This is a genomic window from Vibrio sp. 10N.222.46.A1, from assembly GCF_041473595.1.
Taxonomy (GTDB): Bacteria; Pseudomonadota; Gammaproteobacteria; order Enterobacterales; family Vibrionaceae; genus Vibrio; species Vibrio tasmaniensis_A.
The window spans coordinates 1-2,002 of sequence record NZ_JBFRSN010000193.1; the positions used below are offsets into that span (position 1 = coordinate 1).

The 2,002-nt window shown below is 44.3% G+C and carries 2 pseudogenes; both read right to left on the minus strand.

Annotation, left to right across the window (positions count from 1 at the left end):
- Nucleotides 1-180: pseudogene (locus AB4496_RS06600) on the minus strand (hypothetical protein); the annotation flags it as partial.
- Between the two features lie 1,178 nt (nt 181-1,358).
- Nucleotides 1,359-1,927, minus strand: a pseudogene (locus tag AB4496_RS06605) (transposase).
- Nucleotides 1,928-2,002: the final 75 nt, after the last annotated feature.

A 2,002-nucleotide genomic window follows, 5' to 3' on the forward strand; every position in this document is an offset into this window, starting at 1 on the left:
GTCCGTTGAATTCACCCAGATAAGTCCTTTTGAAACCGTCGCTGAAACAGTCGAACGAACTGCACGTTCAACGACCCGACAGGAGATATCATTTTTTGGTGAGCTTTCGTGCCCAGCGGCGAAACGCTGGTCGCTGAACATCGATTTAGAGAGAGTTGGGCTTGAGTTTCGTTGTGCCATGAGGAGTTTCCTTTTTGTTTGAGTATCACTTTTATGGAGCCGCTTGGCTGTCCGGCAAGCGCTCATGGTTCTCAATAACAAGGGCGCGAAGCGTTCATATACCCTTGTTATTGGGGCTCTGAGCGAGCACGGTAAACAGCCTGCGAGCCCCATCAAATGATGCAAGTCGAAAGGGAAATCGGCACATAAGGCAACAAGCCCTTACTCGAACTTAATGGAGGTCAGTGAAATGAGTGAGGAGGTACGACGAACAGCAACGAGGAAGACTGACGAGGCGCAGGCGTTTAGGGTTGTACGATAGGAGCTTGTAGAGAAGCACCTTCTGGTGCGGCACGCAGTGGCTCACTAGGGTGATGCCAATCTAGGCCATAGATGAAAGCTCCAAGAGAAAGCCTTGCCCGAAGGATCACGCCTAAGGAAAGAGCACCTCATTATTTCTCACCCCACGTAAAAAACTAAGAAGCAATAAGCTAAGAGATAAGAAGCCAAGAATGAGGATTATTTAAATACATTTACCCGTCAGTAAGTCACTAGAATGGGTATATCGATACTGCCACCTTGCTCACTGTAACTCCCTTTTGAGAGCCAAAGGTCAGCGTCCCTTTTTCAAAACGAGCATTAATGGTCTCAAGCGCTCGATTAAGCTCTAACTTGTTAGAGTTAGCCCCAAATCAGTCAAGCCAGTTTCTAAGTTAATGTATATACGTCTATAAGTAAGGCAAACACTTGTCGTATTTTCCAGTAGGAATAAAAACAGATATCGTCCTTACCTCACTTTTTTGAGACCTCACCTTAGTCATCACTTCAGCGCTGTGATGTACTATTTCTCCAAATAGCACATCCGTTTCTCTTAATCGGTCCCGATAACTTAGTTCAACTGATTTACGCAACAAAGAAATATCAAAATCCTTTATACGTGGTGCGAGCCATGTAAATCCAAATCAAACGGTGATGAAAACCGTGCGGTGCTTTATTAAATTATTCATATGTGTGCTCTACCCTTTGCCACTTAGAGTAGTTATATCAAGATATTTAGTTATAGTGCGTTAATGACACAATGCCTTTCTAGCGTAAATCAATTTTAATTAAGCCAAGAAATTATTTACACCTTCGCAATAATTATTGGCTTTGTTGCGTAATTCAGTTTAGAAACAGAGTCTCCCCGTTTCTCATGCTTTTTAGTCAATACGACAAGTTTCAGGCATACCTAACCCAGTAAGCTTGTTCAACGGTTTTATCATCGCGTAAGTTTCACCCACCTGTGAATTGTAATTTCTTAAGCTCAATCGCCCTCCTAACAACTGTTTTACTCGATACATCACTGTTTCTGATAGTGAACGTCTGTGGTATCCATACCGCTCTTTCAAATACTTATTTGAGCCGTATAACTTCTGGCAACCCACGGCGAGATTTCGAGGGTGACCACGCTCCCAGAAGGCTGCTCCTTCTCTTGGGGGAATAAGCGCAACGGCTCGCTTAATCTTAATAGCAGCGTGGCACACTCTCGTGTCGTACGCGCCATCGCCAGACTCTACGCTTGCCATCCGTCTCGTGTTTTTTGACTTTTCATGAGTGCTGTCGTGATAGCTAAATCACTGAATCGACGTGGCCTACCGCGCTTATTCTGTTTGCTTTGCGCCCAACCGCTTATTGCCTCTTCATCAATCCAAAAAGTCAGAGAGCCACGGTTAATGAGCGATTGGTTGTATTGCTTCCTGTTGGTTGTTTTGTAACGAGGTTTAGACATAGAGCTACGAGAGAGAGTGGACGTAGCTGCTCATATCGTAGGTTCTTGATTTAGTTCCATTGAATTACGCAACAA